The following is a 26,554-nucleotide window of genomic DNA, read 5'->3' on the forward strand; positions in this document are numbered from 1 at the left end:
TGACTCGCTCACCACTCATGTCACGGTTGCGCGCGGAACCGGGAGACGGCGCAACAGCTCGGTGATCACGTCCTCGCCGCGGATCCGGCGCACCCACATCTCCGGCCGCAGCGTGATCCGATGCGCCATGGCCGGAATCGCCAGCGCCTTGACGTCTTCGGGGACCACGAAGTCGCGACCGAGCAGCAGCGCGCGGGCCCGCGACATCTGCACCAGATCCAGTTCCGCGCGTGGGCTTGCGCCGACCTCCACCTGCGGGTGCGCCCTCGTGGCCGAGGCGAGCGCGACCACGTAACTCACCACGTCCGGGTGCACGGTGACGTATTCGACCGACTGCCGCATCTCGAGCAGCCCGTTCGCGTCGACCACCTGGTTGATCTGCGGCTGCGTCGATCCGCGCTCCAGCCTGCGCCGAATCATCTGTGCCTCGTCCTGTTCGGACAGATAGCCGAGCCTGAGCTGGATCGCGAACCGGTCGAGTTGCGCTTCCGGCAGCGGGTAGGTGCCCTCGTACTCGATCGGGTTGTCGGTCGCGAGCACGATGAAAGGCTGTGGCAGCGGGAAGGTCTCGCCGTCGATGCTGACCTGTCCCTCCGCCATCGACTCGAGCAGCGCGGCTTGCGTTTTCGGCGGCGTGCGGTTGATCTCGTCGGCGAGCAGCACATTCGTGAACACCGGCCCGCGCCGGAAGGTGAACCGGCCCGAGGTCATGTCGTAGATGGTCGACCCGAGCAGGTCCGCGGGTAGTAGGTCGGGCGTGAATTGCACCCTGGTGAACTGCAATCCGAGCGCCCCGGCGAACGACCTGGCGATCAACGTCTTGCCGAGGCCGGGCAGGTCCTCGATCAGCACGTGACCGCCTGCCAGCACCGCGATCATGATCAACTGCATTTCGTCGCGCTTGCCGACCACGACCCGGGACAGCTCCCTGAGCACGGCCTCGCTGCGCTGGACCGTGGCGTCCATCGGCATCGTCATCTGTGTACCCGCACTTGCCTCAACCCATTTCACATTCTCTGCAGGCGGCTCAGGATCTCGTCCAGTGCCGCCCGGCCCGGTGCCCTAGTGGTCTGATCACGCAATGCCGAGTTGGCCGGATCCACCCACCGCCACAGCTCCGGCCCGAACAGGTGGATCCCGGCGAGCTCGGTCGCTCGGCGGTTCTTGGTGACTCGCTGCCCGCTGGACAGCTCGAACTCCTTTGCCAGCAACGGGCGGAGGTGCCGATCCCAATCGGCGCGGGTGCCCTCGGCCCGATCGGCCAGCATCTGCGCCCTGGCGTGCCAGCGGCGCAGCATCTCGGCGGGACCGTTCTCGATCTCGTCGATCTCGTCGTGCACCCGCGGCTCCGAGCGCTCCAGCAGCGACCAGAGCAGACAACCCAGTGCCAGTGCGACCGGGACCGCGGCGGCGAAAAGCATGACCCCGCGCGCTCGTTCGAAGGTCACCAGCTCGATCAGCACGATCGCGAACGCGGCGGTGACCACGATGGCTGTTCGGTTCACGCTGCCTCCCCTTGCAAGTCGGCGAGCACGATGCGCAGCAGTTGTTCGGCCCGCATCCGCTGCCATTCCAGCATCGCGTGCGGGCTGAACCTGGCCTCCTCGAACAGCGCGACCAACTCTCGCGCCGACGCGTCGTGCAGCGCGCCGCGTTCGAAGGCGCGGGCGAGCACCTCCATCGGGGTGTCCGAGATCAGCGGCGCGGCCGCACGATCGAAGGCGAGGCCGCGTTCCATCGCCACATAGCAGGCGATGATCGCGGTGCGCGGGTCTTGTCCTGGCACATTCATTGCGGCCAAGCCCATTTCGGCTGCCCTGGCCAGCGAGTCGACCACGGTCGGCGGCACGGCGACCAGCGGCGGCGGTGCGGGCGCAGGACTGCGTCGTGCGGCCACCGCGACCGTGACGAGACCCGCGAAGGCGATGGCGACGAGCGTGAACGCGGCGATGGCGGTCAACAGCAGCGCGGTGCCGGTCATCTCCCTCGCGGTCGCGCTATCGGGGTCCGTTGCCTCATAGGTGAATTGGTCCGGCGGCGGCTGACCGCTGGCCGGGCTCGCCGCCGGTGGCCGCGGCGTGTTTTCGGGGCCGACCCCGACGAAGTACACCGCCGATGCGGCCGCGGCAATCAACGCGAGCACCGCGAGTCCAGCAAGGATCAGCAGGCCGACCCGGCCGAGGCGGCCCTGCTTGCGCCCGGCGTCCCGGTCGGGTTCTGGCATGGCCAAGGGCAGTCGATGTTGACTTGCTATCACCCCGGCGATCAGGATGACCATCGAGACGGTGAGCAGCACCGGCATCAATGCCACCGACAGCGCCGAGGGCGCGCTGCGGTCATCGCGAGATTCGGTCACTCCTGGGATGTATCCGTGCAGGGTGAGCGCGGCAGCGGCGAGTAGCGCGATCAGCACGATCACGCGAAATATCGGCGCTCGCGCCCCAACCAACCGATTACCACCAAACCTGAGTACTGCCCAAAACAGCCACATAGTTACATGCCGAGCGGTCCGCTCGGGATGGAATCGAATACTTCGGAATTGATCCTCTTTAACCAGGTTTGGCGCTGTTCCGGCGCAGTTCGTCTCGGTGATGGACCATTATCCGACGCGAGCAGGTGCGAATTGGGACAGTTCACAAAGGCGACTGGCGAGCCGCCCCATATCGGGCACACCGAGAACGTCGTCGACCAATTCCGCGAGCGGAACCCGAGCAGCGACGCGCAGCTCCAGATCGGCGTCATAAAGCACATCGACCACATTGACCAAACGCATCGCCCAGTCGGGCGGCACCTCGCGCAGCGGTGGCACATCGCAAATTGTCCACCGCCGAAAACGGTGCGCCAGTTCGACATAGTCGGCCGCCGAAGTCGGTGTGCCACATAGCGTGGCGAATTCGAACGTGATCGCGGCGCCGTCGACGGAACGGGCGCGCAGCATCCGGTCACCGACCGACACCTCGATCGAGCCGGTATTGCCGCCACAGGCAACGCCGGTCTCGTACCGACCGGCGGCGAAACCTGTTGAGCGCGCGACCGATTGATGGTCGATGCGGGTCCGGTAGTCCAGCGGGCCGTCGACCGAGACCACATCGAGGTGCGCGGTGATGCGCTCGATCGTCGGCAGAAAGCGGTCGTGGAACAGCGGATTGGGCAGCAGCTGCGCAGGCGGGTAGTTCGAGGTCACCACCAGGACGATGTGTCGGGCGAACAGGGTGTCGAGCAGCCGCGCAACCAGCATCGCGTCGCCGATGTCGTGCACGTGGAATTCGTCGAAGCAGATCAGCCGAGCGTCGCCGAGCAGCGCGTCGACCGCCTTGTCGATGGATCCCGTCGTGTGCGCGGCCTGGTTCAGCTGGGCATAGAACTCGTGGAAGTGGAAGCGGCGCTTGTGTTCCGAGGACACCTCGGCGAAGAACCGATTCATCACCATGGTCTTGCCCCGCCCCGGCCTGCCGTGCAGGTAGATCCCCCGATGCCGCCGGACCGGCCTGCCGCGCCGATCGACGAGTTCCTGCAGCAGGCGCATCGCCGACGCCTGGTCCGCGTCCAGGACGACCGCCGCGCCGGGTACTCCATCACCGATTTCCATGACGCCTCCTTGTCCTCTACATTTGTAGAGGACAAGGCTCGACGAGGAAAGGTGATGATGTCCACAACCGACCGACGCACGCTGATCGTCGACGCCGCGATCGACCTGATTGCCACCCAGGGTCTTCGGGCCATGACCCACCGCGCTCTCGATACCGCACTGGCATTGCCCGCCGGATCCGCCTCGTACTACTTCCGCAGCAAGCGCGCGCTCGTCGAGGCCATCGTCGACCGCATCACCGCCCGCTCCCGCACCGACTTCGCCGCCGCTCAGCTCGCGCCGAGCGGGCCGCTGGCGCCCGAGGCGATCGCGCGCGGCATCGCCGCCTGGCTCGATCGGCTGCTCGCCGAGCGGCGCAACCAGCTGATCGCCCGGCACGCGCTGATCCTGGACTTGCTCTCCGACGCCGATATGCACACCAGGCTCGCCAACAGTCTGTTCTCCGCCGCCCGTGCGCGAGACCTGTTCCACGCCTTGGGTGTTGCCGATCCCGACGGCACCGCCGCCGACTTCATCGCGGTACTCGAAGGCGCGGTCTTCGACCGCTTCGCCGGCGCCCGCGCACACCTCGCGCCTGGCACCGAGGACAGCCTTCGCCAGCTCACCGTCGCGCTTGCCACGTTTTTCCGGGGCGCGTTGCCCTAATGTGCCGTGTGCCAACCATGTTCGCTGTAGGTGGCGCCGGAGAAGTGCGCACGGATGCCTGCGGCGGGATAGGAGATGATGTCGTCGGGCAGCACGTCGAGCGGAAACCAGCGCAGCTCGTGACACTTGTCCGGCTCGCGGTTGGTCGGCTCGCCGGTCCAATGGCGCACCTCGAAGAACAGGCCGAGGCGCGGCTCGCGACCCGAGCCGACGACGTGCGCGGTGTGGATGTGACGCAGGTCGGCCTGGTCGATGTAGACGCCGATCTCCTCGTCCGCCTCGCGGGCCGCGGCCGCCGTCGCGGACTCACCCGCCTCCAGCTTGCCTGCGGGTAGATGCCAGCGGCCGTCGAAGACGTCGTCGCTGCGGCGCTTGCTGAGCAGCAGGCGCCCGTCGCGGATGAGCAGAACGTGGACGTCGATCAGGTGCCGAGCGGTCATGGGGCTCCTCCCGTACGGCAAGCGTGCCGCTCCAAAACTACGCTGCGCGCTACCGGATCCATCGACCGACAGCTCGGCTCAAGGCTGGATGCCGAGTTCGACAGGGATTGCGCCACGCAGTAATTCGCGGGCGCGGGCCAGTTCCAGACTGCCGCTGAGCCAACGCATGCTCAGCCCCTCGACCAGCGCGGTGAGGCGTTCGGCGGCATCGGCGGGTGCGACGGTGTCCGGGATCGTGCCGCGATCCTGGGCGCTGCGGATCAGGCTGCGCAGATGGTCGGTCCAGCGGATGGTGGCACTGCGCAGCTGATCGCGCAGCTCGGGCTGGAAGACGGCGGTGGCGCGGGATTCACCCCACGCGGTGCTGTTCTCCATGACCAGCGGCAGGTCCTGGAGCTCGAGCAGCAGCAGTTGTTCGAGGTGGCCGACCGGGTCGGCGGCCGCGTCGATCTCGGATTCGGTGTAGCGCTCGGCCCTGGCGCTGATGAAATCCATCGTCTGCGCGAGCAGGCCCGCGCGGTCCTTGAAGTGGTAGTAGATCAGCGAGGTTGAGACGCCTGCCGCTTCGGCGAGCTCCTCCACGCGCAGGCCACGGATACCGCGCTGCGCAACCACGCGAGCGGCGGATTCCAGGATCGAATCACGACGAGACATGCGATCAATGGTACCGTGTGTTCCTGACTGAAATTTCAGTCAGGAATTTACCGGCGAGTCGATCGCCAGCACACCGACCAACCCGATCACCGACTATCGGAGCTCGTCATGGAGAACCACATGTCTCGTCGTTCCGTCTTCAGTGTTTTCGCCGGGGCCGGCCTGCTCGCCGCGGGTGTCTCGGCATGCGGACCATCGGATCCGCCGACCCCCGTCATCCCCGGACTGCCCGGCAGCGGAGATCCAGAACCCTCCGTCGTCGGCGGGCGGCTCGGCGCGGAATGGGAGAGCCACGTACGCACCTACATGTCATGGCCCGCGCAGCAGTCGATCTGGAAGCAATACCTGGAGGACGTCCGCAAGGACATCGCCGGGCTGGCGCGCGATATCGCCGAGTACGAGTACGTGGTCATGCTGGCCAGGCCGGATCAGGCCGACGCCGCCCAGCGGGCCTGCGGCAATGCCGTCGAGGTTGTTCCGCTCGCAGTGGACGATCTCTGGGCGCGCGACACCGTCCCGGTGTTCGTCGAGCAGCCGGGCAGAGTGGTCGGCGTCGACCTGAACTTCAACGGCTGGGGCAACAAGCAGCCGCACCCCAACGACGGTCCGCTCGGCCGGAACCTGCTGGCGCACTACAAGATCCCCCGCCATCAAGCGCCGTTCACCGCGGAAGGCGGCGCGCTGGAGACCGACGGCGAGGGCACCCTGCTCGTCACCGAGAGCTCGCTGGTCAACGACAACCGCAACCCGGGCAAGAGCCGGGACCAGCTCGAAGCCGAGCTGAAGCTGACCCTCGGCATCGAGAAAGTGCTGTGGTTCGACGGCGTGCGCGGCGAGGACATCACCGACGCGCACATCGACTGCCTGGTCCGCTATGTGGCGCCGGGAGTCGTCCTGCTGGACAAGGCCTTTCCCGGTGCGCCCGCCGATTCCTGGTCACGCTCCAGCGATCAGGCCAGGCAGGTGCTCGCGCAGGCCACCGACGCCAGGGGCCGCAAGCTGCAGGTCATCGACCTGCCGCAGCCTGATCCCGGCCGAATCACCGGCGAAGGCGACGAATTCGTGTCCAGCTATGCGAACTTCTACATCGCCAACGGCGCGGTGTTCATGCCCCAGTTCGGTGACCGGCAGGCCGATGATCGCGCGCGGGGCATCCTGCGCGATCACCTGCCCGGCCGTGACATCGTTGCGGTGCCGATCGACGAAATCGCCGCTGGCGGTGGCGGCATCCACTGCTCGACCCACGATCAGCCGGGCAAACCAGCCCGCTGACGTGCCGGAGCCGGTGCGACAGCGTGGTCGCACCGGCATCCGAATTCAGTTGGCGCTGAGCACAAGACCTGACGTCGGCACGCCCGTGCCCGCGGTGACCACGATGTTCGCCACGTTCGCCACCGGATTCACCGAGGTGCCGCGTATCTGGCGCACCGCCTCGGCAATGCCGTTCATGCCGTGGATATACGCCTCACCGAGCTGGCCGCCGTGGGTATTGAGCGGGAGCCTCCCGCCGACCTCGATGGCACCGTCGGCGATAAAGTCCTTCGCCTCGCCGCGGCCACAGAAGCCGAGTTCTTCCAGCTGCATGAGAACGAACGGGGTGAAGTGGTCGTAGAGGATCGCGGCCTGCATATCGTCTGGGCGCAAACCACTTTGGGCCCAGAGCTGGTCGCCGACCAGACCCATCTCGGGCAGTCCCGTCATGGCGTCACGGTAGTAGCTGGTCATCACGTACTGATCCGCGCCGGAACCCTGTGCGGCAGCGGCGATCACGGCGGGCCGCTGCGGCAGGTCGCGAGCCCGCTCGACACTGGTGACCACGATGGCGACACCGCCGTCGGACTCCTGGCAGCAGTCGAGCAGGTGCAGTGGCTCGGCGATCCAGCGCGAATTCTGGTGCTCCTCCAGGGTGATCGGCTTGCCGTAGAAGAAGGCTGCCGGGTTCACCGCGGCATGCTTGCGGTCGGCCACCGCGACGCGGCCGAAATCCGCACTGGTGGCGCCGTATACGTGCATGTACCGCCTGGCCACCATCGCCACCTGGGCGGCTGGTGTGCCGAGACCCTGCGGATAAGCCCACCCCGCGTCGATGCCCGACGAGGTCGGCGCGCTCGCCAGCGCGGTCGAGAACTGGCCGAACCGCGACACCGAGCGCTCGTTGAAGGCGCGATAGGCGACAACGACCTCGGCGATGCCGGTGGCCACCGCCATGGCGGCCTGCTGGATGGTCGCGCACGCCGCACCGCCGCCGAACGGGATGTTGCTGAAGAACTTCAGCTGCGGGATGCCGACGGCGCGGGCGACGGCGGCCTGCGTGTTGGTGTCCATGGTGAAGGTGGTCAGGCCGTCCACGTCCTCGGGCCGCAGGCCCGCATCGGCCAGCGCGGCATTGACCGCCTCTGCCGCCAAACGCAATTCGCTGCGGCCGGAGTCCTTGGAGAAGTCGGTGGCGCCGATGCCTGCGATGGCCGCGCGGCCCGAAATACTCGGCTCGGTCATCGGGTCCTCCGGATGGCGATGACGGCTTGCGCCGTGATGTGGTCGCCGAGGCTGTCCTTGCCGACCACGGCGATGTGGATGTCGTCGCCGTCGAGCGCGGTGACCGTGCCGGTGAGCGTGAGCGTGTCGCCGGCATACAGCGGAACCCCCAGGCGCAGCGCGATGGACTTCACCACCGCGCGCGGCCCGGCCCAGTCGGTGACGAACCGCTGCACCAGCCCGGTGTCGGTGAGGATGTTGACGAAGATGTCCTTGGAACCGCGGGCGACGGCCTTGTCCCTGTCGTGGTGCACATCCTGGAAGTCCCTGGTGGCCAAGGCGGTACTGATCACGAAGGTCGGATCGGCGTAGATCACCAGCTCCGGCAGCTCGGTGCCGACCCGCACCGAGGTCGGCTCGGCGGTCGTCGTCATCCGATCACCCGCCAGACCGGCAACGTCGCATCGTCGTCGAGCTTCTCGAACTCGACCTGGACCGGCAGGCCGACCCGCACCTCGGCGGGCTCGACGCCGCGCAACTCCCCGAGCATTCGCACTCCCTCTGCCAATTCGACCAGCGCGACCACGAAAGGCAGTTGCCGTCCAGGCACTTTCGGCGCGTGATGTACGACGTAACTGAAAACCGTGCCCTGCCCCGAGGCGACCACGTAGTCGGTCTGCTCCGATTTGTCTTTCCACACAGCAGGGATCGGCGGATGCCGCAGCGAACCGTCCGGCAGTTGCTGGATCCGCAGCTCGCCCGCTTTCGTTCCCGCCCAGAAGAATTCGGTGTCCCAGGAGACCAGCGGCTTGACCCGGTCGCCTGTGGGCGCCGGTGCCGCACCGGTGCCCGGCGCGAATTTCAGTAGCCGGAACAGCATTTCGGCGACCAGCTCATCGCCGACGTGCCAGCTGGTCTGGAAGGTGATGAACCAGCCCTCGCCCAACGCGGTGCGCTTGGGCCCGCGCAGATCGGACAGCCTGCTGGTGATCGAAACCCGCTCGCCGACAGTCACATACCGGTGATAGGTCTGCTGGCAGTCGGTGGCGACGACCGAGGTGTAGCCCGCCGCGTCGAACAGGTCGGTGGCCAGACCGAGCGGATCGTCCGCCGGACGGGCGCCGTTGAGCCCGAACATGGTCCACACCTGCGCCATCGCTGGCGGCGCCACGATGCCGGAATGCCCGGCGGCGACGGCGGCCGCCGCGTCGACGTAGATGGGATTGGTGTCGCCGAGCGCCTCGACCCAGTTGTTGATCATCGGCTGGTTCACCGGGTCGCGCGCGAGGCGCGGCGCACAATCACCGGCCGCCTTGATCCGTTCGGCCTCGGCGACAACAGCTTCCGGACTCATGGTTTCCGGCACGCGCGGCTCCTTCTCGACTTGCGATGTCTTGATAGCTATCTGGGCACCCGAGGCAGCTGCAGTCCGGCCGAAGCGACCAGCTCGCGCATCACCTCGTTGCTGCCGCCGCCGTAGGTGACCACCAGGTTCTGTTTGGTCCGCCGGTCCAGCCAGGTGAGCAGCTCCGCGGTGCCCGGCTCGGCGGGATCGCCGTAGCGCCCGACGATCTCCTCGGCGAGCCTGCCCGCCTCCTGCAGGGATTCGGTGGAGAACACCTTGGTCGCCGACGCGTCGGCGATCACGCCCATCGGGTCGCTCGCCGCACTGTCGGCGGTGGCAGCCACCTGCCAGTTCAACAGCTCGTTCAGTCGAACCATGGCGTGGATCCGGCCGAGCGAGCGGCGCACATCGAGCTCGCCGAGCACGCCGCGCGGCTGCGCCCAGTCCCGCACCCGGTCGTAGAGCTGCTCGATCTTGCCGGACGGCCCGAGGCCGACCCGCTCGTGGTTGAGCTGGGTGGTGATCAGCCGCCAGCCCTTGTTCTCCTCGCCGACGAGCATGTCCGCAGGCACCCGGACGTCGTCGAAATAGGTGGCATTGGTGTGGTGCGCGCCGTCGCAGGTGATGATCGGCGTCCACGAGAAGCCGGGATCGGTGGTGTCCACGATCAGGATGCTGATGCCGCGGTGCCTCGACTCGACCGAGCCGGTGCGGCAGGCCAGCCAGATGAATTCCGCCTCGTGCGCGCCGGTGGTGAAGATCTTCTGCCCGTTGACGATCCAGTCGCCCGCCCCGTCGCGGACCGCGGACGTGCGCAGCGACGCGAGGTCGGTGCCCGCCTCCGGTTCGGAGTAGCCGATGGAGAAATGCACATCGCCTGTGAGGATGCCCGGCAGGAACTTCTTCTTCTGCGCGTCGGTGCCGAACTGCTGCAGTGTCGGGCCGACCGTCAACAGGGTGACCAGCGGCAGCGGCACATCGGCACGCACCGCCTCGTTGTAGAAGATCTGCTGTTCCAGCGCGCCGAAACCCTGCCCGCCGTACTCCTTCGGCCAGCCGACGCCGAGCCAGCCGTCCCGGCCCATCCGGCGCACCACCTCGCGGTAGGCGTCGCCGTGCCGGTTCACCAGCATCGCGGCTTCCTCATCCGGAGTGACGAGATCGGCGAAGTACGAACGCAATTCGTCGCGCAGCCGGCGTTGCTCGGTGGTCAGGTCGATGAACATCTGGCCCCCAATCGATCTAGTCGGAACGATGCGCCGCCGAGCCAGCGAGCGATGTCCTTGGCTTGTGAGAAGTAGCGGTGCATCGGGTGGGTGATGTCGACGCCGAGACCGCCGTGCAGGTGATGGCACCGCTGCATCGCGGCGGGCAGCTGAGCGGCCACGCTGTAGGCGAGCACGTCGAGATCGTCGTCGATCCGCGCCTGGTGCGCCGGGCTCGTATCGTCCTGTGCCAGTGCCCAACTCGCCGACACCGCGGCGACGTGCATGGTGCGCGAGACGACATACAGATCGGCGACTTGCTGGGCGACAGCCTGGAATTCGGCGAGCGGCCTGCCGAATTGGCGGCGGGTACGCAGGTGTTCGGCAGTGAGCACGAGGGCGCCCTTCAACAGCCCGTCCGCGACGGCGCCGATCGAGGCGAGCGCGAGCCGGTGCAGATCGGCGAGGCCGCCGGGCAGCAGCTGGTCGGCCGGGATCCGCACCTGATCTAGTCGCACGGTGTATTCCGGCATGCCGCCGGAGATCGGCGACGGGGCGAGCGTGAGCCCCGGCGCCCCCGAATCAACCAGCGCGATACCGGAGTTGGTCGGTATCACCAGCCAGCTGGCCTGCTCCGCATACGGCACCGCGACCTTGTGGCCGGTGATCCGCACCGCATCGCCCTCGAGCACCGCGGTCGTCTCCGGCTTGACCGCGAACGGCGCGGCCTGTTCGTTGAGCGCCGCAGTGAGCACCGCGCCCTTGGCCACCGCGGGGAACACCCGCTGGGCGAGCTCGTCGGGCAGCAGCGACAACAGCGGAAGCACACCGAAACCCAAGGTCGCCAGTGCAGGCACCGCGACCGCGTCGGTGGCCAGCTCGGTGAGCAGCACCGACACCTCGGGCAAGCCCATGCCGTCGCCACCGAACCGTTCCGGTAATGCCACCGAAAGCAGGCCACTGTCGACCAGACTCGGCCACAACGCGATATCGCGGGCCGGTTCTCGCTCCAGCAAGCTCACGACGACCTCGGCCACCGCGTCCTGGCCCTCGTCCCTGGTGAAGTCCACGCAATTACTCCCAGTTCCTCGTCGCTTAGCTGTCCGTGTCGCGAGGTAGCCCGAGAATCCGCTCACCAGCCACGGTCAACAGGATCTGTTCGGTACCGCCGGCGATCGTCAAACAGCGGGTGAGAAGGAATTCTTTTACCACCTCGGAGTCCTGCGCAGCGGCGGGACCTGCCGTTTCGACCGCGAATTCCGCGACAGCCTGCCGGTGCCGCACCCCGACCAGTTTGCGCACGCTGCTCTGCGCACCGGGATCGCCGCCCGCCAGCATCGCGACGGCGGCGCGCTGTTCGATGAGCAGTCCGGCGACGGCCTCGGCGACGAAACCGCCGAGCCGGTCGTTCACCAGTTCCGCACCGGGACCGGTGGCCGCCGATTTCGCGATCAGTTCCTCCAGCGCGGGCCCGATGCCGTTGCCGCCCATGGCCACTCGCTCGGTCGACAGCGTCGAACGGGCGATCTTCCAGCCGTTGTGCAAGGCGCCGACCAGGCAGTCGTCCGGCACGAAAACGTCGTCGAGGAACACCTCGGTGAAGCGCGCCTCGCCGGTGATCTGCACCAGCGGCCGCACTTCGATGCCCGCAGTGCGCATATCGACCAGGAAGTAGCTGATGCCACGGTGTTTGGCCGCATCGGGATCGGTGCGCGCCAGGCAGATCGCCCAGTTCGCCCGGTCGGCCAGCGAGGACCACACCTTCTGCCCGCGCAACACCCAGCCGCCGTCGACCTTCTTGGCGGTGGTGCGCAGCGCGGCCAGATCGGATCCGGCCTCCGGCTCGCTGAACAGCTGGCACCAGACGATCTCGCCGCGCAGCGTCGGCCACGCGAACCGGTCGATCTGCTCGGTGGTGCCGTGCTGGAACAGGGTAGGAATGGCCCAGCCCGCGATCGCGAGGTCGGGCACCGCCACGCCCGCGCGGCTCAGCTGCTCCGAAATCAGCAGGCCGGTCATCGGATCCGCGCCGCGGCCGTACGGCTGCGGCCAGTGCGGCATCACCAGACCCGCCTCGACCAACGCGGTGTGCTGCTGGTCGACGGGCAGCGCGGCGATCCGCGCGACCTCCGCCGCCAGCTCGTCGACCTGGCTACCGTCAACGGCCGCAACACCTTCGGCGGCCAAGATCTGATCCGCCCCGGTGGTGCGCCGCCTGCCTGCGCGGGTCAGCTCGGTCAGCCTGGCCCGCCAGTGCGCCGACCCGCCGAGCAATTGGCGCAGCGCGGTCGCGCGGCGCAGGTACAGATGCGCATCGTGCTCCCAGGTGAAGCCGATGCCGCCGAGCACCTGGATACAGTCCTTCGCGGTGTCCACCGCCGCGTCCAGCGCGATGGCCGCCGCGATCGCGGCCGCCACCGGCAGCTCGGCGCCGCCCTCGTCCACCGCCGCCGCAGCGTCCGCCGCGACCGCACGGATCAGCTCGGTCCGGCACAGCATCCAGGCGCAGATGTGCTTGACCGCCTGGAACGCGCCGATTTTGCGCCCGAATTGGGTACGCACCTTGGCGTATTCGACCGCGGTCTCCAGGCACCACCCGGCCAGCCCGGCCAGTTCGGCGGCGACAAGCACGACAAGCAGATCCTCGACCGCGTGCGGCGCAATGAAGACCTGGTCGGCGCGCACACGCACTTCGGCGCACTGCACCCTGGCCAGCGGCGTGCTCAGGTCGAGCGGCGAAAGCGGTTCGATCCGAAGCCCTTCGGCGCCCGGTGGCAGCAGCACCCACCGCAGGCCGCCGTCCGGCACCGAAACCGGAAGCAGCACCGCGGTATCCGGTGCGGCGCCGAGCACCGAGTCCCAGGTACCCGTGAGCACCAGTTCCGCCGTACCGGCGGGTACGCTCGCGTCGAGTGAAACCGGCGCGCCGACAACGAAGTCCAGCGCAACGCCGCACGGTTGGCGTTCGTCCAGCCGTCCCGCGGTGATCAGATTGGCCAATGCCGTCGTCAGCACCGGTCCGCCGACCAGATCGTGCGCGGCCTGCTCGACCAACACGGCGAGGTCGGCGACCGATCCGCCCGCACCGCCCACGTCCTCGGGCAGCGCGACCCGGAAGATCCCGAGATCGGCAAGACCCGGCCAATACGCGCGCCAGAACGCAGACGGATCGGTCCGCATTGTTGCAATTGGCCGCACCGATCCGGCCCACCCGCGCATCGACTCCTGGACGGCTTTATGCTCGTCAGTGGTGGCGATGGTCACACTCCGTACCGCCTTCCCGGCGTGACTCCCACACCTAGAACATGTTCTAATATCCTAGCTGTGCGGAAGTCAAGAGACGACCGCGGAGCCGAAACCGATACGCCGGGCCAGTACACGAACGTTTCCGGAAAGGACTCTCATCAATGGCCAGTCCCTCCCGATCGCAGCCTGCTGACTCGACCCCAGCGGCTACCGCGACGGTCACCACGCTCAGTGAAGACGAGCTGAGCTCGGCCGCGCAGCGGGAACGGCGCAAGCGCATCCTGGACGCGACCATGGCGCTGGCCTCCAAAGGCGGATACGACGCGGTGCAGATGCGCGCGGTGGCCGAACGCGCCGATGTCGCAGTCGGGACGCTGTACCGGTATTTCCCCTCGAAGGTGCACCTTTTGGTGTCCGCGCTGTCCAGGGAATTCGAGACGATCGAGGGCAAGCGCAAGCCGCTTGCCGGACAGTCGCCACAGGAGCGGATGCACCTGCTGCTCACCCAGATCACCAGGATGATGCAGCGCGACCCGCTGCTCACCGAGGCGATGACCCGCGCGTTCATGTTCGCCGACGCGTCGGCGGCCGCCGAGGTCGATCGGGTCGGCAAGGTGATGGATCGCGTCTTCGCCCGCGCCATGAACGACGGCGAACCCACCGAGCGGCAGCTGGCGATCGCCAGGGTGATCAGCGATGTCTGGCTTTCGAACCTGGTGGCCTGGCTGACCAGGCGCGCCTCCGCGACCGACGTGACCGAGCGGCTCGAGCTCACCGTCGATCTGCTGCTCGGCGACCGCAGCTAGGAAAACACCCGCCGACCGGATCGGCGGTCCCGGCACCGGACAGTCAGCACATACCTGGCAAATTCGCGGCGATCGCCGCCCTGGTGCCGAAAATCACACTCACGCGGATGGGTGCGCGCGAGCACGCGAGAGCGCGCCGCGCCACCACCCGCGCACCGGCTCGTTTGCACGAGTTTTGCGCGCGCCGTTCGTGACCCGCGTTCCTCCGGCATCGCCGCTGCGCATACGGTGAAGTCACCAGTCACTGCCCGCCTGGACCGGAAAACATCCGGCCCCCGAGCGGGCTCGGTTGTCGTCACGGAGAATTGGACGCAACGCACGCACAGCGGCGGGCGTCGGTGCGGCAAACGAAACCCAGTATTGTTCTGCCCGCCCCTGAGAAAAACCTCCTCCGATCACTAGGTTGGATGCGTGAGCGCACAGGATTTGCCACTGGAACTTCGTCGTGCACTGTCGACGGTCGCGCGCGTGCCACGACTCTTGGTCGCGTCGGACTACGACGGGACGCTTGCACCCATCGTGTCCGACCCGGCGAAGGCCTTCCCGCACCGGGAATCGGTGAGCGCGTTGCGCGCGCTCGCCGGGCTCACCGGCACGACCGCCGCGGTCATTTCCGGCCGCGCGCTGCGGGACCTCGCCGCGTTGTCGCGACTTCCCGTCGAGGTGCAGCTGATCGGTAGCCACGGCTCGGAATTCGACGTCGGCTTCGTGCACGCCATCGATAATGACGCCAAACACCTTCTGCAAGAGGTGCAGACGGTGCTGACCCAGGTCGCCGCGGAGAACCCCGGCGTCACCGTCGAGATCAAACCGGCCAGCGTCGCACTGCACGTGCGCAACGCGAGCCCGGAGATCGGGCGCCGGGCGCTGACCCAGGTCCGTCAGGGCCCGGCGTGCTGGTTCGGCGTGCAGGTGACCGAGGGCAAAGCCGTCATCGAACTCGCCGTGGTGCAGACCGACAAGGGCACCGCACTCAACACCGTCCGGCACCAGGAAGGCGCGTCGGCCGCGGTGTTCTTCGGCGACGACGTCACCGACGAGAAGGCCTTCCGCGTGCTGTCCGGCCCCGACATCGGCATCAAGGTCGGCGAGGGCGAGAGCGGCGCCAGCTACCGCGTCGACAGCACCGAGGACGTGTCGCTGGCACTGGCCTTTCTGCTCGAGGAGCGGCGCACCTGGCTGGCAGGCGCCAGCGCGCCCCGGATCGAGCGGCTGACCATGCTGGCCAGCCCGCGCTCGGTGGCGCTGCTGACCCCGGACGCGACGGTCACCTGGTTCTGCCACCCCGAACCGGATTCGGCCGCGGTGTTCGCGCATCTGCTCGGCGGACCGCAGGCAGGCCACTTCACCATCGAGCCGGAACGGCCGGGCCTTCCGCTCTCGCAGCGCTACATCGACAGCACGATGACCGTCGAAACCCGCTGGGCCAGTTTGCAAGTGGTCGACTACCTGCCGCACGACGTCGACCCGACCCGCACCGACCTGACCAGGGTGATCACCGGTGACGCGCGTGCCGTCGTCACCTTCGCACCGCGTCCGGAGTTCGGGCAGGTGCCGGTGAGCATCGAAGCGGACGAGAACGGCCTGCGCGTGCTCGGCACCAACGATCCGATGGTGCTGCGCTCGCCAGGGCTGGTCTGGCAGATCCTCAGCGACGGCACCCACGATTCCGCCCGCGCGGTCATCGACCCGTCGAAGGGTCCGATCGTGCTGGAAATGCGCTGCGGCACCTCGGATCTCACGCCCGCGGCGACACCGGAGCTCGATCGTCGCCGCGAGGCGGAGCGCTACTGGTCGCAGTGGGCAGGCACGCTGCAATTGCCGCCGCTGAAGCCGGATCTGATGAAGCGCTCGGCGTTGACGCTGCGCGGGCTCGTGCACGCACCGTCCGGGTCCATCCTGGCCGCGGCCACCACCTCGCTGCCGGAAGACATTGGCGGCGTGCGCAACTGGGACTACCGGTACTGCTGGCTGCGTGACGCGTCGCTGACCGCGCAGGCACTGGTTTCGCTCGGCTCGTTGCACGAGGCCGAACACTTCCTCGACTGGGTGCACCGGGTGCTCGAAACACTGCCAGGCCCCGAACGCCTGCACCCGCTGTACACGCTGTACGGCGAGACGCTGCCGCCCGAGGCGGTGATCGACCAGCTGCCCGGTTACGCGGGTTCGCGCCCGGTCCGCGTCGGCAACGCCGCGAACATGCAGGTGCAGCTGGACGTGTTCGGCCCGATCGTCGATCTCATCGCGAGCCTGGCGCAGGCACGCGAGCTGAAGGGGATCACCGATCCGGCGCAGGCGCTGCCGGACGCGGACTGGGAACTGGTGCGCGCCATGGTTTCCGCGGTGCAGCGGCGCTGGCAGGAACCCGACCACGGCATCTGGGAGATCCGCGGTAACCCGCGCCATCACGTGTACTCGAAGGTGATGGGCTGGCTGACCGTCGACCGGGCGCTCACGCTCGCGCAGAAGTTCGACCGCGAGGTCGATCCGGCGTGGCAGGTGTTGCGCGAAACCATTTCCGACGAGGTGAAGTCGAAGGGCTGGAACGACGAGGTCCAGTCGTTCACCGCCGCCTACGACGGCACCGACCTGGACGCGGCGACCCTGCACATCGGGCTCAGCGGGCTGATCGATCCGTCCGATCCGCGCTTCGCCGCGACCGTTGTCGCGACCGAGGCCGAATTGCGGAGCGGCTCAACGGTGTACCGCTACCACCACGACGACGGCCTGCCCGGCGGCGAGGGTGGCTTCCACCTCTGCGCGGCCTGGCTGGTCGAGGCGTACCTGCTGATCGGGAAGCGTTCGGACGCCGAGGCGTTGTTCGCCCAGCTGGTCGACGTCGCGGGGCCGACCGGACTGCTCAGCGAGGAGTACGACCCGGTGGCCGAACGCTCGCTCGGCAATCATCCGCAGGCCTACAGCCACCTCGGCTTGCTGCGCTGCGCGCAGCTGCTCGGCCACCCGGTGGAGGCGCTCGTTTAGCCAACCGCCACCGACAGTTCTCCCCGGGCCCGTTGACGGCCGCGCCTGCGCGCGTCGGCCGACAACGGGCCCGGCTCGTGTTCACGCCGAGTACTTGATAAAGTAAAACAGAAACCATTTCCATTAAGCTGAGTTGTGTCACCCGCTCGAGTGCTCCACCAGCTGTGAGGCACCACAGGAGTAACCGGATGAAGACGAAGATTGCCATTCGGTTCTTAGGTGCCACGGTCGGAATTGCCACCGCGTTCGCCCTCACCGCCTGCGGCGATGGCGCGAAGGATTCCGGCAAGCCGACCGTCATCGCCTCGACCAATGTCTGGGGCAACATCGCCGCGACGATCGCGGGTCCGGACGCCACGGTCGAATCGATCATCGCCGACCCCACCGCCGACCCGCACTCGCACGAGACCTCCGCCGTCGAATCGGCCAAGCTCCGCGACGCCGACCTGGTCGTCTACAACGGCGGCGGCTACGACGAGTTCGCCGAAAAAGCGGTGGCCGGGCGCGCCAAGCGGACCGTCGACGCGTTCGAGCTGCGGCCGAACAAGAGCGACAGCAACGAGCACGTCTTCTACGACCTCAGCACCGTCGCCGCGGTGGCCGACCGGATCGCCGCGAACCTCGGCGAGCTCGCGCCAGGCAGCGCCGCCGCCTTCGCCGAGCGGGCCGCGACCTTCAAGAGCGGACTGGCCGAAATCACCACGATCGCAAGCAAGGTCGCAGGCGAGCACCCGAAAACCCCGGTGCTGCAGACCGAACCGCTCGCGCACTACCTGCTGCTCGTCGCAGGCGTCGAGGATCGGACGCCGCACGAGTTCCAGGAGGCGATCGAGCAGGAGACCGACCCCGCGCCCGCCGCGGTCGCCGCGACCAGGGAACTGTTGACCGGCAAGCAGGTTCGCGCGCTCGTCTACAACGTGCAGACCCAGGACAAGATCACCAAGGACTTGCGTTCGGTCGCGCAGACGAGCGGGCTGGCCGTCGTCGAGGTGACCGAAACCCTGCCTGCCGGCCTGGATTACATTCAGTGGCAGACCAAGAACGCCCAGGCACTCGCCGCGGCACTGCGTTGACCACGACCGCACCGAGCCAGGGGGCCGCGCTGACCGAGAACACGCGAGCAGCAGCTTCGGCGGTCCGGCTGCACGGGGCCGGGTTGTCGTTCGGCGACCGCACGCTCTGGCAGGATCTGGACCTCGACATCGCGCCCGGCGAATTCGTCGCGGTGCTCGGGCCCAACGGATCCGGCAAGACCTCGTTGTTGAAGGTGCTGCTCGGCCAGCTCGGCCTGAGCACAGGCACCGCCGAGATCGCAGGCACGCCCGCACGCACCGGCAATCCCGACATCGGCTATGTGCCGCAACAGAAGACGATCGACGCAGGCGTGCAGCTCCGCGGCGTCGATCTCGTCGGGCTCGGCTACGACGGGCACCGCTGGGGGCTCGGGCTCAGGGCACGGGCGGAGCGCAAGCGCAGGGTCGCCGATGCGATTGCCGCGGTCGGCGCGCAACGGTTCGCGCACACGCCGCTGGAAACCATGTCCGGCGGCGAGCAGCAGCGGCTACGGGTGGCCCAGGCGCTGGTCGGCGATCCGAAAGTGCTGCTGTGCGACGAGCCGCTGCTGAGCCTCGACCTGGCCAATCAGCGACTGGTTGCGGAGCTGATCGACAAGCGCAGGCGCAGCCACGACACCGCAGTGCTTTTCGTGACGCACGAGATCAATCCGATTCTGCCGCTGGTCGATCGGGTGCTGTACCTGGTCGACGGCAAATTCCGGATCGGAACGCCCGACGAGGTGATGACCTCCGAGGTGCTGTCCGAGCTGTACCAGACCGAGGTCGATGTGCTTCGCGTCCGCGGGCGGCTGGTGGTCGTCGGCACCGGAGACACCATGGATGCGCTCGGCACGGCAGGCGCGCACTGCCACGACGACGGGTATCGCGGCGACTCCCCCAGCCGGGCAACGGTTTCGGCGGCCGATCCGGCGAGCGTGGTCCGCCCGTGATCGACAAACTGTCCGGCGTCCTGTCGAAGATGTTCGACTTCAGCACGACCGCGAGCCTGCTCTCCTACGACTTCGTCCAGCAGGCGGTGCTCGCCGCCGCACTGCTCGGGCTGCTGTCCGGGGTGATCGGGCCGCTGATCATCAGCAGGCAGATGTCGTTCGCGGTGCACGGCACCAGTGAGCTGTCGCTGACCGGCGCCGCCGCCGCGCTGCTCGCCGGGATCGGCGTCGGGGTCGGCGCCATCGCCGGATCGGTGGTCGCTGCCGTCCTGTTCGGCATCCTCGGCACCCGTGCCAGAGAACGTGATTCGGTGATCGCGGTGGTGCTGTCGTTCGGCCTCGGGTTGTCCGTGCTGTTCCTGTGGCTCGGCCCGGACCGTGCCGGATCGAAGTTCTCGCTGTTGACCGGCCAGGTGGTCAGCGTCGGCAACGGCGGCCTCGGCCTGCTGGCGGCCTGCACGGTCGGCGTGCTTGTGGTGCTCGCCATCGTCTACCGTCCCCTGCTCTTCTCCAGCTCCGACCCGGAAGTGGCGGTGGCGCGCGGTGTTCCGGTGCGCGCGCTGTCGATCGTCTTCGCGGTGCTGCTCGGCATCACCGCGGCGTTCGGCGTCCAGATCGTCGGCGCACTGCTCGTCCTCGCCCTGTTGATCACCCCCGCCGCCGCGGCGGCACAGCTGACCGCGAACCCGGTGCGCGCCACCGTGCTCGCGGTGGTGTTCGCCGAAATCGCCGCAGTGGGTGGCATTCTCCTGTCCCTGGCCCCCGGCGTCCCGGTCTCCACCTTCGTCACGACGCTGTCGTTCCTGATCTACCTGGTCTGCCGAGTATTCGGCACCAGACGACGCAAGCTCGCCCACGTCCGCTGACCCCAGCAATCCGCACCCTTTCTGCGAATCCGCACTCGCTCTGGCAGCCCACAGCCGGTCGCTGACAGCCGGTGAGGGCAGCTGCCTTCAGTCACTCCGCGTACGTTTCGTATGCTCGACGCACGCACCCCCGAACGATTGGTGAGCACCGATGATCGACTTCTCGATTCCCGCCGAGCTCGTCGCCGAACGCGATCGAGTCCGCCAGTTCGTCATCGACAAGATCGTGCCGTTCGAGCGGGATCCGCGGCTCACCGCGCACGGACCGACCGACGAACTGCGGCAAGAGCTGGTCGAGCTGGCGCGGGCGGAGAAGCTGCTCACCGTGCAGGCGCCGGAGGCGCTCGGCGGGCGCGGGCTCACCCACATCGAACAGGCGGTGATCTATGAAGCCGCAGGCTGGTCCACCCTCGGGCCGATCGCGATGAACTGTGCGGCGCCCGACGAGGGCAACATGTTCCTGCTGTCCAAGATCGCGAACCCGGACCAGGTCGAGCGCTACCTCGCGCCGGTGATCGCCGGACACCAGCGCTCGGTGTTCGCGATGACCGAGCCGGACGGCGCGGGCTCGGACCCGGCACAGCTGGCCACCGAGGCGGTGTTCGACGGCGAGAACTTCGTCATCAACGGGCGCAAATGGTTGATCACCGGCGCGAACGGCGCCAAGACCTGGATCATCATGGCCAAGCTCGTCGAGGGCCCGCACCTGGCCGACGCCGGACTGCAGCCCGGCCCGACCCTCTTCCTCACCGACGGCGACCAGCCGGGCATCGTCATCGAACGCACCATGAACACGATGGACCGCAACTACGTGGCCGGGCACGGTGTCGTCCGCTTCGACAACCTGACCCTGCCGACGTCGACCCTGCTCGGTGACGCAGGCCAGGCACTGCGCTACGCCCAGCTCCGGCTGGCCCCCGCCCGCCTCACCCACTGCATGCGCTGGCTCGGCGCCGCCGAGCGCGCGCAGAGCATCGCGGTCCAGCACGCGCGCACCCGCACCGCCTTCGGCAAGCCCATCGGCGAACACGAGGGCGTCTCGTTCATGTTGGCGGACAACGAAGTTGCCCTGCACCAGTGCCGCCTCACCATCTGGCACGCCTGCTGGCTGATGGACAAGGGCGAAAAAGCGCGGCACGAAAGCTCCATCGCCAAGTCGTTCGTCTCCGAAGAACTGTTCAAGGTCGCCGACCGCTGCGTCCAGGTACTCGGCGGCATCGGCATCAGCGACGAAACCGTCGTCGAAATGATCTTCCGCGACATCCGCGCCTTCCGCCTCTACGACGGCCCCACCGAGGTCCACAAGTACGCCATCGGCCGCCAGGTGTTGCGCGGGTAATAACGAGCCGCAGGCGGGGCCAATCCAACAGAGCTAACATCGCTGCATGAGTTCGGAATTGCTCGTCGATGTCTCTGCGGGCATCGCCGTGCTCACGCTCAATCGGCCCGCTCAGCAGAATGCCGTCACGCCGACGATGGCCGCTGAACTGAGTGCCGCGTTGCAGCGTTGCGATGTGGAGGATTCGATCCGGGTTGTCGTCGTGACCGGTACGCCGCCCGCGTTTTGTGCGGGTGCGGATCTATCGAATCGGGTCGGCGATGTCAGCGCCACCATCGAGCCTGCTCCGTGGCGGGTGCGTAAGCCGGTGATTGCCGCGGTGAACGGGCATGCGGTCGGCATCGGGCTTGCTCTCGCGTTGCAATGCGATCTGCGGTACATGGCGCGTGATGCGATTTACGGGCTCAATCAGGTTCGGCGCGGCGTTGTCGCGGACGGCTACGCGCATTGGACGCTGCCGCGGCTGGTCGGCATGGCCAATGCCGCCGACATAATGCTCACTGGCCGCACGTTCGACGGCGATGAGGCCAAGGCGATGGGCCTGGCCAATGGGTCGATGCCGGGTGGCGAGGTGTTGCCGATGGCGCTGGCCATCGCGCACGACATCGCCAACGGGTCGGCGCCGCTGCCGGTGGCGATGTCGAAGCGGCTGCTGTGGGAGGGGCTCGGGATGAGCCCGGCCATGGTCGGTCAGCTGGAGAGCGACTTGAACGACCATGTCGGCAAAAGCATCGATGGCGGCGAGGCGATGGCGGCGTTCAAGGAACGCAGGCAACCGCATTGGACCGGCAGTGTCAGCGAGGAGTGGCCTGCCTGGGACGACAACGACAAGCAGCGTCCCAGTCTCGATTAAGCGTTGCCGCCGATCAGGATCAGGAAGAACAGCACACCGAAGATGACCATCAGGATGGTTCCGATGATCCCGAGGATGTATCCGACCATCACCTGAACGCGGCCGCCGTAGGCGCCGTGTGATTCCTCGATCTGGTCGAGCGCGCGCTTGCCCATCGCCCATGCGACCGGCCCGAGCACGCCGCAGCAGAGCACGCTGGCGGCGCCGAGGAACAGCACCGCCGTCGCATTCGGATGCTCGACGGGGTTCCCGATGGGCTGGTTGGGTATCACCACGCCCCGAATTCTACGGGGGAAGATCGCGCTGCCACGTCTATTGCCGTGTGGCTAGGGGCGTTTCGTACCAACAGCCGTACCTGGTTCGCCGACTCGCCCACCGAATCGCCCGCGACTCGGTGGGCGGGAACGCTGAATGGTGTGCGTCAAGCCCTGCGCTGGCGCGCGATTTCGGCGAGCACCACGCCCGCGGCAACAGAGGCGTTGAGCGATTCGACCGGTCCCGCCATCGGGATGCCGAGGATCGAATCGCAGTTCTCCCGAACCAGCCGCGAAAGACCCTTGCCTTCCGAGCCGACCACGATGACCGTGGGTTCACGACCGTCGAAGTCGTCGAGGGTGGTGTCGCCACCCGCGTCGAGGCCGACCACCTGGATGCCCTGCGAAGCCCAATCCTTCAGCGTGCGAGTCAGATTCGTGGCACGAGCAACCGGAAGCCTGGCCGCGGCGCCCGCGCTGGTGCGCCATGCGACCGCGGTGACGCTCGCGCTGCGCCGCTGCGGGATCAGCACACCCTGGCCGCCGAACGCGGCGACCGAGCGGATCACGGCGCCGAGGTTGCGCGGATCGGAGATGTTGTCCAGCGCCACCAGCAGTGCGGGTTCCACGGAATCACGGACCACGGCGAGCAGGTCGTCCGGGTGCGCGTAGCGGTACGGCGGCACCTGCAGCCCGACGCCCTGGTGCAATCCGTTGGCGCTCAACCGATCCAGATCCGAACGCGGCACCTCGAGGATCGAGATGCCGGCGTCAGCGGCCAGCTTCACGCTCTCGGTGAGCCGCTCGTCGTTCTCGGCGCCGAGGGCGACGTACAGCGCCGCGGCGGGCACGCCGGCCCGCAGGCATTCGACCACCGGGTTGCGGCCGAGCACCATCTCGGGACCGTCGTCGTTCTTGCGCCCGGCCGGGCGGCCCGCGCTGCCGCGTGCACTACCCTTGCCCGCTGCCGCGGCCTTCGCCGCGGCGGCCGCCCGCTTGGCTGCGGGATGCTTGGTGCGCGCCTCGGCGGGCGGGGTCGCGCCGCGACCCTCCAGCCCGCGCCTGCGCTTACCGCCGGAGCCGACGACAGCGCCCTTCTTGGTTCCGCCCTTGCGGATCGCACCACGACGCTGCGAATTGCCTGCCATTAACCGGCCTTTCCAGATTGTGGCGCATCCGGTGCCGAGTCCTGTGCAGCGCCAAGGGCCCATTCCGGCCCGTTCGGTGTGTCGGTGACCTCGATTCCTGCTGCCTGCAATCGATCGCGGGCTGCGTCGGCGCTGGCCCAATCCTTCGCTGCTCGTGCCTGTTGACGGCGGTCGAGCTCGGCACGCACCAGCACGTCGAGCGCGCCGAGTGCCGCCGACGAGTCGCGTGGACTGAACCAGTGCGGATCCAACGGGTCGACGCCAAGGATACCGAGCATGGCTCGGACCTGTCCGGCCAGGTCCCGTGCGCTGTCGAGCGCACCGGACTCGAGCGCCTTGTTGCCCTCGTGCACGACGCGATGAATCTCGGCGAGCGCCTTCGGCACGGCGAGGTCGTCGTCGATGTGCGCGGCGAACGCATCGGTCCACTTGCCCACCGTGATCTCGCCTGCCCGCTCGGCGGTCCGGTGCACGAAGGCCTCGATGCGCTGATAGGTCTGGGCCGCGTCCTGCAGTGCCTTGTCCGAGTACTCCAGCATCGAGCGGTAGTGCGCCTGGCCGAGGTAGAACCGGAGCTCGACGGCACGCACCTGCTTGAGCACGTTCGGCACCGAAAGCACGTTGCCGAGCGACTTGGACATCTTCTCGCCGCCGAGGGTGACCCAGCCGTTGTGCAGCCAGTAGCGCGCGAAGCCATCGCCTGCCGCCTTGGACTGGGCGATCTCGTTCTCGTGGTGCGGGAACACCAGATCCATACCGCCGCAATGGATATCGAATTCCGGGCCGAGGTAGAACTCGGCCATCGCGGAGCATTCCAGGTGCCAGCCGGGACGACCCGGCCCCCACGGCGACGGCCACGTCGGCTCGCCGGGCTTGGCCGCCTTCCACAGGGTGAAGTCGCGCGCGTCGCGTTTACCCTCGCCCGCACTCTCGCCCTGGTGCACATCGTCGAGCCGGTGCCCGGACAGGCTGCCGTACTCGGGAAAGCTGACCACGTCGAAGTAGACGTTGCCTTGCGAAGCGTAGGCGTGCCCGCGCTCGATCAACCGCTGCATCAGGTCGACCATCTGCGTGATGTGGCCTGTCGCACGGGGTTCCGCGGACGGCGGCAGCACGCCGAGGGTCTCGTAGGCCTTGTCGAAGGCGCGCTCGTAGGTGGCGGCCCACTCCCACCACGGCCTGCCCGCCTCGCCGGCCTTGGTGAGGATCTTGTCCTCGATGTCGGTGACGTTGCGGATGAACAGGACGTCGTAATCGTGTGCGAGCAGCCAGCGGCGCAGCACATCGAACGCGACACCGCTGCGCACATGGCCGATGTGCGGCTCGCCCTGCACGGTGGCACCACACAGGTACACCGAGGCACGGCCGGGGACCAACGGCGCGAAGTCGCGCAAGGTCCGCGTGTCGGTGTCAAAAAGGCGCAGCGTCACGGCGATCGATCCTAGCTGGTAGAGACGGCTGTTCACGGACCGGCTTCGGCCCGACGGGGCTGGGTCAGCGACAGCCGCGTAGCAGAGCGGTTGCTATCGCCGCGATGCCTTCACCGCGGCCGGTGAGTCCGAGGCCGTCGGTGGTGGTGCCGGAAACGGAGACCGGGGCGGCGAGCAGGTCGCCGAGTACCTGCTGGGCCTCGGCGCGGCGCGGCCCGATCTTGGGTCGATTGCCGATCACCTGGACCGCGGCGTTGACGATCTCGAAGCCTGCCTCGCCGAGCAGCCTGCGCACTTCCTTCAGCATGGCGCCGCCGGAGACGCCTGCCCATTCCGGGCGATCGGTGCCGAATACCGAGCCGAGGTCGCCGAGCCCGGCCGCGGAGAGCAGCGCGTCGCACAGCGCGTGCGCGGCGACGTCACCGTCGGAATGGCCCGCGCAGCCGTCGTCGCCGTCGAACAGCAGGCCCGCCATCCAGCAGGGACGGCCCGGTTCGATGGGATGCACGTCACTGCCGATGCCGACCCGCATATCGAGGGAATTGCTCATGGCGCAACCGCCTTGCGGAGATCGGCACCGTCGAGCACCGCGTGTGCGAGCAACAGATCCAGCGGTGTGGTGATCTTGAAAGCCAGCGGGTCGCCGGGAATTGTTCGCACCTGAGTGCCGAGCAATTCGACCAGCCCCGCGTCGTCGGTGGCCTGTACGCCCTCGCTCAGATAGGCCGAGCGCAGCAATTCGGCCGAAAAACCCTGGGGAGTTTGAATGGCGCGCAATTGCGCGCGGTCCGGTGTGCCGGTGACCGCACCTGCCGCGTCGACCGACTTGATGGTGTCGGCGACCGGAAGCGCGGGCACCACGGCGAGATGACCTGCGCGCAGTTCCTTCGCGACCCGGGCGATCAGCTCGGGTGGCGTGAGGGCGCGCGCGGCATCGTGCACCAGGAAGTAGGCGGCCTCGGGTGCGGCGGCGATACCTGCCCGCACCGAGTCGATGCGTTCGGCGCCGCCGACGACCACGTGTACCGAATCCGAAGGCGGCAGCAGGGCAACGGCGCTCTCGACGAATTCGGCGGGAACCATAACGATGATCCGGTCGACCGCGCCGGAGGCGATCAAGCCTTCGACAGCGAGCCGGACCATAGGGCTGCCGCCGACCGGGACGAACGCCTTGGGTGTGGCTTCACCCAGGCGGACGCCGCGACCGGCGGCAGGCACCAAAGCAACGACGGGTTCGTCAGTGAGACGAGCACCGTTGTCGAAATTTTTCAC

The 26,554-nt window shown here is 67.9% G+C and carries 26 protein-coding genes; 9 read left to right on the forward strand and 17 right to left on the reverse strand.

The features are described from left to right. Positions 1-15: 15 nt before the first annotated feature. The 4 genes from ACGFNJ_RS36155 to zapE form a co-directional block, all read right to left on the reverse strand. Positions 16-978, reverse strand: a complete 963-nt coding sequence (locus ACGFNJ_RS36155) for an AAA family ATPase (protein WP_393458989.1) — start codon at positions 976-978, stop codon at positions 16-18. Between the two features lie 29 nt (positions 979-1,007). Then, positions 1,008-1,505 (reverse strand): hypothetical protein, encoded by a 498-nt coding sequence (locus ACGFNJ_RS36160; RefSeq protein ID WP_393458992.1) that lies wholly within the window; start codon positions 1,503-1,505, stop codon positions 1,008-1,010. Next, the gene (locus ACGFNJ_RS36165) at positions 1,502-2,419 is read right to left on the reverse strand and encodes a DUF4129 domain-containing protein (protein ID WP_393458995.1); all 918 of its coding nucleotides are present in this window, start codon (positions 2,417-2,419) and stop codon (positions 1,502-1,504) included. The genes ACGFNJ_RS36160 and ACGFNJ_RS36165 overlap by 4 nt, the downstream gene beginning before the upstream one ends. Positions 2,420-2,599: 180 nt before the next feature. Then, positions 2,600-3,589, reverse strand: coding sequence for a cell division protein ZapE (zapE, locus tag ACGFNJ_RS36170; protein ID WP_393458998.1), 990 nt, complete (start codon positions 3,587-3,589; stop codon positions 2,600-2,602). Between the two features lie 54 nt (positions 3,590-3,643). Between zapE and ACGFNJ_RS36175 the strand changes: the two genes are divergently transcribed. Further along, on the forward strand, positions 3,644-4,234 hold the full coding sequence (locus ACGFNJ_RS36175) for a TetR/AcrR family transcriptional regulator (protein ID WP_393459001.1): 591 nt from the start codon (positions 3,644-3,646) through the stop codon (positions 4,232-4,234). Here ACGFNJ_RS36175 and ACGFNJ_RS36180 read toward each other — a convergent pair. Together ACGFNJ_RS36180 and ACGFNJ_RS36185 are read right to left on the reverse strand one after the other, a co-directional pair. After that, complete coding sequence (locus tag ACGFNJ_RS36180; protein ID WP_393459004.1) at positions 4,231-4,674, reverse strand: NUDIX domain-containing protein; 444 nt, start codon at positions 4,672-4,674, stop codon at positions 4,231-4,233. The genes ACGFNJ_RS36175 and ACGFNJ_RS36180 overlap by 4 nt on opposite strands. Before the next feature lie 78 nt (positions 4,675-4,752). After that, positions 4,753-5,328, reverse strand: a complete 576-nt coding sequence (locus ACGFNJ_RS36185; RefSeq protein WP_393459007.1) for a TetR/AcrR family transcriptional regulator — start codon at positions 5,326-5,328, stop codon at positions 4,753-4,755. Positions 5,329-5,448: 120 nt separating this feature from the next. On the opposite strand from ACGFNJ_RS36185, the gene ACGFNJ_RS36190 reads away from it, so the two are divergent. Further along, positions 5,449-6,600 (forward strand): agmatine deiminase family protein, encoded by a 1,152-nt coding sequence (locus tag ACGFNJ_RS36190; protein ID WP_393459010.1) that lies wholly within the window; start codon positions 5,449-5,451, stop codon positions 6,598-6,600. 45 nt (positions 6,601-6,645) lie between these two features. Here the strand turns inward: ACGFNJ_RS36190 and ACGFNJ_RS36195 are convergent, their stop codons facing one another. From ACGFNJ_RS36195 to ACGFNJ_RS36220, 6 genes are read right to left on the reverse strand one after another with little or no spacing between them, the layout of a single operon-like run. Then, entirely contained in the window at positions 6,646-7,824 is a 1,179-nt protein-coding gene (locus ACGFNJ_RS36195; protein WP_393459013.1) for a lipid-transfer protein, read from the reverse strand. After that, on the reverse strand, positions 7,821-8,237 hold the full coding sequence (locus ACGFNJ_RS36200) for a MaoC family dehydratase (protein ID WP_393459016.1): 417 nt from the start codon (positions 8,235-8,237) through the stop codon (positions 7,821-7,823). The genes ACGFNJ_RS36195 and ACGFNJ_RS36200 overlap by 4 nt, the downstream gene beginning before the upstream one ends. After that, entirely contained in the window at positions 8,234-9,157 is a 924-nt protein-coding gene (locus ACGFNJ_RS36205) for a bifunctional MaoC family dehydratase N-terminal/OB-fold nucleic acid binding domain-containing protein (RefSeq protein WP_393459269.1), read from the reverse strand. Before ACGFNJ_RS36205 ends, ACGFNJ_RS36200 begins: the two co-directional genes overlap by 4 nt. 47 nt (positions 9,158-9,204) lie before the next feature. After that, on the reverse strand, positions 9,205-10,374 hold the full coding sequence (locus ACGFNJ_RS36210) for an acyl-CoA dehydrogenase family protein (protein ID WP_393459019.1): 1,170 nt from the start codon (positions 10,372-10,374) through the stop codon (positions 9,205-9,207). Beyond that, the gene (locus ACGFNJ_RS36215; RefSeq protein WP_393459022.1) at positions 10,359-11,423 is read right to left on the reverse strand and encodes an acyl-CoA dehydrogenase family protein; all 1,065 of its coding nucleotides are present in this window, start codon (positions 11,421-11,423) and stop codon (positions 10,359-10,361) included. The genes ACGFNJ_RS36210 and ACGFNJ_RS36215 overlap by 16 nt, the downstream gene beginning before the upstream one ends. Before the next feature lie 25 nt (positions 11,424-11,448). Further along, the gene (locus tag ACGFNJ_RS36220) at positions 11,449-13,617 is read right to left on the reverse strand and encodes an acyl-CoA dehydrogenase family protein (RefSeq protein ID WP_393459025.1); all 2,169 of its coding nucleotides are present in this window, start codon (positions 13,615-13,617) and stop codon (positions 11,449-11,451) included. Between the two features lie 143 nt (positions 13,618-13,760). Here ACGFNJ_RS36220 and kstR point away from each other — a divergent pair, with 143 nt between their 5' ends. The 7 genes from kstR (at position 13,761) to ACGFNJ_RS36255 (ending at position 22,450) form a co-directional block, all read left to right on the forward strand. Beyond that, positions 13,761-14,405, forward strand: coding sequence for a cholesterol catabolism transcriptional regulator KstR (kstR, locus tag ACGFNJ_RS36225; protein WP_069165439.1), 645 nt, complete (start codon positions 13,761-13,763; stop codon positions 14,403-14,405). A gap of 411 nt (positions 14,406-14,816) precedes the next feature. Beyond that, a complete protein-coding gene (gene otsB / locus ACGFNJ_RS36230) occupies positions 14,817-17,387 on the forward strand; it encodes a trehalose-phosphatase (protein WP_393459029.1) in 2,571 nt (856 codons plus the stop codon). Positions 17,388-17,575: 188 nt separating this feature from the next. Beyond that, entirely contained in the window at positions 17,576-18,460 is an 885-nt protein-coding gene (locus ACGFNJ_RS36235) for a metal ABC transporter solute-binding protein, Zn/Mn family (RefSeq protein ID WP_393459032.1), read from the forward strand. Positions 18,461-18,489: 29 nt separating this feature from the next. Further along, complete coding sequence (locus ACGFNJ_RS36240) at positions 18,490-19,392, forward strand: metal ABC transporter ATP-binding protein (RefSeq protein WP_393459272.1); 903 nt, start codon at positions 18,490-18,492, stop codon at positions 19,390-19,392. Between the two features lie 29 nt (positions 19,393-19,421). After that, entirely contained in the window at positions 19,422-20,258 is an 837-nt protein-coding gene (locus ACGFNJ_RS36245) for a metal ABC transporter permease (RefSeq protein ID WP_393459275.1), read from the forward strand. A gap of 151 nt (positions 20,259-20,409) precedes the next feature. Next, positions 20,410-21,597 (forward strand): acyl-CoA dehydrogenase family protein, encoded by a 1,188-nt coding sequence (locus ACGFNJ_RS36250; protein WP_393459035.1) that lies wholly within the window; start codon positions 20,410-20,412, stop codon positions 21,595-21,597. A gap of 46 nt (positions 21,598-21,643) precedes the next feature. After that, positions 21,644-22,450 (forward strand): enoyl-CoA hydratase/isomerase family protein, encoded by an 807-nt coding sequence (locus tag ACGFNJ_RS36255; protein ID WP_393459038.1) that lies wholly within the window; start codon positions 21,644-21,646, stop codon positions 22,448-22,450. On the opposite strand, the gene ACGFNJ_RS36260 is transcribed toward ACGFNJ_RS36255, so the two are convergent. The 5 genes from ACGFNJ_RS36260 to ispD form a co-directional block, all read right to left on the reverse strand. Beyond that, positions 22,447-22,725: a DUF4190 domain-containing protein gene (locus tag ACGFNJ_RS36260; protein WP_393459041.1), complete on the reverse strand. Its 279-nt coding sequence runs from the start codon at positions 22,723-22,725 to the stop codon at positions 22,447-22,449. The two genes, ACGFNJ_RS36255 and ACGFNJ_RS36260, sit on opposite strands and share 4 nt — an antisense overlap. Positions 22,726-22,871: 146 nt before the next feature. After that, positions 22,872-23,852, reverse strand: coding sequence for a 23S rRNA (guanosine(2251)-2'-O)-methyltransferase RlmB (rlmB, locus tag ACGFNJ_RS36265; RefSeq protein WP_393459044.1), 981 nt, complete (start codon positions 23,850-23,852; stop codon positions 22,872-22,874). Continuing rightward, positions 23,852-25,282 (reverse strand): cysteine--tRNA ligase, encoded by a 1,431-nt coding sequence (gene cysS, locus ACGFNJ_RS36270; RefSeq protein WP_393459047.1) that lies wholly within the window; start codon positions 25,280-25,282, stop codon positions 23,852-23,854. The genes rlmB and cysS overlap by 1 nt, the downstream gene beginning before the upstream one ends. Before the next feature lie 64 nt (positions 25,283-25,346). Then, positions 25,347-25,814, reverse strand: coding sequence for a 2-C-methyl-D-erythritol 2,4-cyclodiphosphate synthase (ispF, locus tag ACGFNJ_RS36275; protein WP_393459278.1), 468 nt, complete (start codon positions 25,812-25,814; stop codon positions 25,347-25,349). A gap of 14 nt (positions 25,815-25,828) precedes the next feature. Then, positions 25,829-26,554 carry a 2-C-methyl-D-erythritol 4-phosphate cytidylyltransferase gene (ispD, locus tag ACGFNJ_RS36280; RefSeq protein ID WP_393459050.1) on the reverse strand — a complete coding sequence of 242 codons (726 nt, stop codon included), beginning with the start codon at positions 26,552-26,554 and terminating at the stop codon, positions 25,829-25,831.

Source organism: Nocardia sp. NPDC049149 (genome assembly GCF_043197455.1).
Lineage (GTDB): Bacteria > Actinomycetota > Actinomycetes > Mycobacteriales > Mycobacteriaceae > Nocardia.